Source organism: Arhodomonas sp. AD133 (assembly GCF_051195215.1).
GTDB lineage: Bacteria > Pseudomonadota > Gammaproteobacteria > Nitrococcales > Nitrococcaceae > Arhodomonas.
This window is the reverse complement of the sequence record NZ_JBNAZM010000102.1, coordinates 1-3,844: the sequence shown is the minus strand read 5'-3', so window position 1 is coordinate 3,844 and position 3,844 is coordinate 1. Positions and strand designations below refer to the sequence as shown.

The window sequence follows — 3,844 nt, the reverse complement described above, 5'->3', positions numbered from 1 at the left end:
CCAGCTCCTGCAAGGCGAAGCGGGCTTGGAACAGAGCATAACTCCTGGTCGGTATATGATCACTCAGGTCGCAACATCTAAGCAGGGCCATCGCCCCGGAACGCACCACAACAACTGGTTAAATGATTCACTTTGTCGCCCAAAGGTACAACAGCCAGAACACTACCAACACCCCAAAAAACCAAATCACCACTTGATACGCCTTCGGCTTGGAGCACACCTCTCTCCACCGACCGTTGGGGTTCTCAATTCCCCCTGGGGATTCATCCTCAACCTTCGCAATGAGGCCATTAACTAGTACCGCGATGACAATGACGCCTGCAACACCCGCAATTTCCATGGATTTCATACGGTAGCATTTACTAACATTTCGACAATGTATTGCCATGTCTCAGCGTTCGTCAACGCGCCTGTTCGCTTCGACACACCTCGTCAGTATGCCGCCACAACGGGCTCACGACATCGCGAGTCAGTGGCCTAGCTGGTCAGGGGCGCGACGAGCGCGGCGTGGGAAGCCCTACATGAGCGACGAGCAACACTGCCCACAGGCGGGCTGACGAGCGCCCCGAAAGGGGGCCATTGCGCGGCTTGTAGGCGGCGTCACGCTCGTTTGACATGGCCTTGGCCACGCCGACGCTCACGCGCCATGCCGACCAGATGCACAACGCCTCTGAGGCATGACAAAACTTGTCGAAAGTCAGTAGCATACGCTTTCTGAATTGGAAAACGCCTCAGTACTCGTAAAAAGATCGCTCAGTAATTCAACCTGATCGTCAGGTCTAGTTTTTGGCCATCATACGAAAAGCTGGCGGCATCGAACGTAGGTGCACTCCACAAGGCCTTTGCATCGCTTGAAAAACCGTAGCCTTCATTGGGGGCCCCAGTCCAGTTGGTGCCAAGCTTGCCGTCCATATTTTCATCATGAATGACGGCCAACGCATACGACCCCGGCGGGATGTCCAAAAAACTACAATGCGTCTTCGTATCCCGAATTTTTAGCATCATGATATTGGTTGCGGATTTCAGAAACTCAGTGGGAAAGCCCTCTGGCGATTCGAAAAGCGCGCAAGCTATCGCGCCAGTGCTGTTTCTGATTCCCTGAATCTTCGCGTGAATTCCAGCGCATGATGTTTCGGCAAAGGCGATGGCGGGAAGATTCGCGAGTACCAACACTGCACACAATGCTACACACCGAACGCCCGTGGAGACCCGCGCCACCGGATAGCTGACCGCGGAGGCCAATGCGGACCTCCGGTGTCCGCTCACACCAGTGATGGCCCCGACGACCACCAGGATGTTTTGTACGGCGAGCGAGCCGAAGTCCCACCACCCTTGCTCATTCCGGAGTGCATGACGCATGGCTTCCTCCTGCCAGAGAGAGCATCGCCAACGGTAAGGACAGCGGCGAGCGGTAGGCCAGCAAGACTGAGGCACCACTGCGCGAACCCCAGCAAGAAGAATAGGGCAGCGAGAGCTGTGCCGACACTGACGATGCTCGCGATCGTCGGGTCGGCATCCTGTGCCTTGGCCAACAAGCTCGCCCGCATCTGCTGGGCGGTACGGATCCATCAACGGGCGCACAACGCCAGCTACCAACCACATGGGCTGGCGGCCTGAGGGGAACGCTCTCCCCCACGCAGGCCCGAGGCCAACGACCTGGTGGAGCGATTTAACGGCCGTATGCCGACATGCTGCGCACGACCTGCTTCAATGCGGTCGCCGGCCTAGAGCAGAGGCTGCGCGACTACAACCGGCTCTACAACCACCATATTCCGCAGCGCATGCGGCATCACCGAACGCCGGTGCAACCCCTCAAGGCCTGGCACCAGAATCGGCCCGAGTTGTTTCGAAAACTGGGATATGATCACCCGAGTCCTGGCATATAGGGAATGTCGCGACGATGTGAAATCGGCGTGAAATCAGCCGTACCGCCACACCGCGGTGGTGCCCGAACCGAGGGCGCTGGTGAGCCCGAACATCCGGAAGAGTCGGTCCACCAGCGATACCCCCGACCCCGAGCCGGTGTGCCGGGCGTCACTGCCGCGCACACCCGGTGGCGAACCCGCGCCAACTCGTCTTCCGGGATGCCGACGCCGGTATCCCGGACGATCAACCGATCCGCCGTCAGTACGATCTCGACATGACCGTTGGAGGGTATGTGCTGACTACGGTCCCCATACGCTGACATTGAACCTGTCGGAAACGGCCTCCGATTACGTTTGGAACCGCTCCACGCGCTGCTTCAGCTCGTCGGCAAGGCGCGAGACATCACCGCCCGCATCGCGCGCCAGACCGGCGCCTTCCGCCGTCTCGGAGGAAACATCCCGAATGCTGACGACGCTGCGATTCACGTCCTCGGTGACTTGGGTCTGTTCCTCCGCGGCCGTCGCTATCTGCTGATTCAACTGATTGATTCGGCCCACGGATTCCGTGATCACGCTTAGCGCCTTACCCGCTTCCTCGGCATACTGCGCGGTGCGGTCTCCCGTCTCCTGCCCCTCGGCCATGCGTGTCGCCGCCTGGCGGCCCATTTCCTGGAGTGAGCCAACGGTTTCCTGAATCTCACGCGTGGCCTGCTGAGTGCGGGTTGCCAGGTTTCGAACCTCCTCGGCCACCACAGCGAAACCACGACCCTGCTCACCGGCGCGCGCCGCCTCGATGGCGGCATTGAGCGCGAGCAGGTTGGTCTGTTCCGAGATCTCGTTAATGAGATCCACGACCCCGCCGATGCGTTCACTGCCCTGCTCCACCTCTCGCACCGTTGCGGCCGCGGCGGCAATCTGCTCAGCGAATGCCCGGATGGCATCCGCGGTTTTGGAGACCGTGTCATGTCCGGCGTGGGAATGCTCGCTCGCCTCCTCCGCCGCCTCGGCGGCTTGCGTGGCGTTGCGAGCAACCTCCTGGACCGTCTGCGCCATCTCGTTCATGGCTGTCGCGACCTGGTCGGCCTCACCCTGCTGACGTTCGGCCCCTCTTGCGGACTGCGCGGTCGTCTCGGACATCCGGTGTGCGGCATCCGAAAGCGCGCCAGAGGCCTGCACGATCTCCCCGACGAGATCGCGGAACCGCGCCGTCATATCCGCGAGATCGTTCTCGAGCTGGCGAATCTCGTTGCGATCGTTGGCCGAGTCACAGGCTCGGAACGCCACGGTCAGGTCGCCCTCACCAACCCGGCGCACGCGTCGCCCGAGCTCGCCCAATGGCCGGAGCAAACGCCGTACCACCACGCCCGCGATCGCGATGAGCAGGATGGCCGCGAGTGCGCAGCCAGCGGTCAGCCACAACCCCAGCGCCTGTCCCGCAGCCTCGAACTCGGCGAGCGGTCCGCGAGCAACGAGCGTCCAGTTCCAGCCCTCGACCGGCTCGTAGGCCGCCAACCACTGCTGAGCGGCACCGGAGTACGTCACAACGCCGCCTTCGTCAGCCAGCAGGCGGTCCACCGTCCGGGCGTTCGAGTCATCATCCCCGGCAGCGAAGCGCTTGCCGATGCGAGCTTTATCCCGGTGAAGCGCAATTCGCCCGCGGCCGTCACCGGTACGGATAACGGCAAGTGCCTCGCCACTGGCACCGAACGTGAGCTCGCGGATGGACGTTCGCAATGCCGCGAACTCGCTCGTGTAATCCACGCCTACGTACAGAATGCCGATAACGCGCCCCTGCTCGTTGATGATCGGGTCGTAACGCGTCATGTACTTGCGGCCGAACAGCGTTGCCAGGCCGACATAGGATTCACCGGCCATCAGCTGTTGGTATCCGGGGTGATTCTTGGCGCCTTCGTGATTTGTGTGGGTAACGGGGCTCGGATCTCACGCTGGCTGGGCCCTAGATGTTGTGGTGTAGGGTG

Annotated in this window: 3 protein-coding genes and 1 pseudogene; all 4 read right to left on the bottom strand. The window is 61.3% G+C overall.

Annotated features, from left to right (window positions below; genetic code table 11):
- Window positions 1-127: 127 nt before the first annotated feature.
- Complete coding sequence (locus ACPEES_RS22935) at window positions 128-349, bottom strand: hypothetical protein (protein ID WP_435106745.1); 222 nt, start codon at window positions 347-349, stop codon at window positions 128-130.
- A 404-nt stretch (window positions 350-753) separates the two neighbouring features.
- Window positions 754-1,359 carry a DUF2141 domain-containing protein gene (locus tag ACPEES_RS22930; RefSeq protein WP_435106743.1) on the bottom strand — a complete coding sequence of 202 codons (606 nt, stop codon included), beginning with the start codon at window positions 1,357-1,359 and terminating at the stop codon, window positions 754-756.
- A gap of 854 nt (window positions 1,360-2,213) precedes the next feature.
- A complete protein-coding gene (locus ACPEES_RS22925; protein ID WP_435106747.1) occupies window positions 2,214-2,918 on the bottom strand; it encodes a methyl-accepting chemotaxis protein in 705 nt (234 codons plus the stop codon).
- 153 nt (window positions 2,919-3,071) lie between these two features.
- Window positions 3,072-3,755: pseudogene (locus ACPEES_RS22920) on the bottom strand (Cache 3/Cache 2 fusion domain-containing protein); the annotation flags it as partial.
- Window positions 3,756-3,844: the final 89 nt, after the last annotated feature.

Bases quoted from the DNA above. Each gene is read 5' to 3' on its own strand.
- ACPEES_RS22930 (WP_435106743.1), bottom strand. From the start codon at position 1,359: ATGCGTCATGCACTCCGGAATGAGCAAGGGTGGTGGGACTTCGGCTCG.
- ACPEES_RS22935 (WP_435106745.1), bottom strand. From the start codon at position 349: ATGAAATCCATGGAAATTGCGGGTGTTGCAGGCGTCATTGTCATCGCG.
- ACPEES_RS22925 (WP_435106747.1), bottom strand. From the start codon at position 2,918: ATGGCGCAGACGGTCCAGGAGGTTGCTCGCAACGCCACGCAAGCCGCC.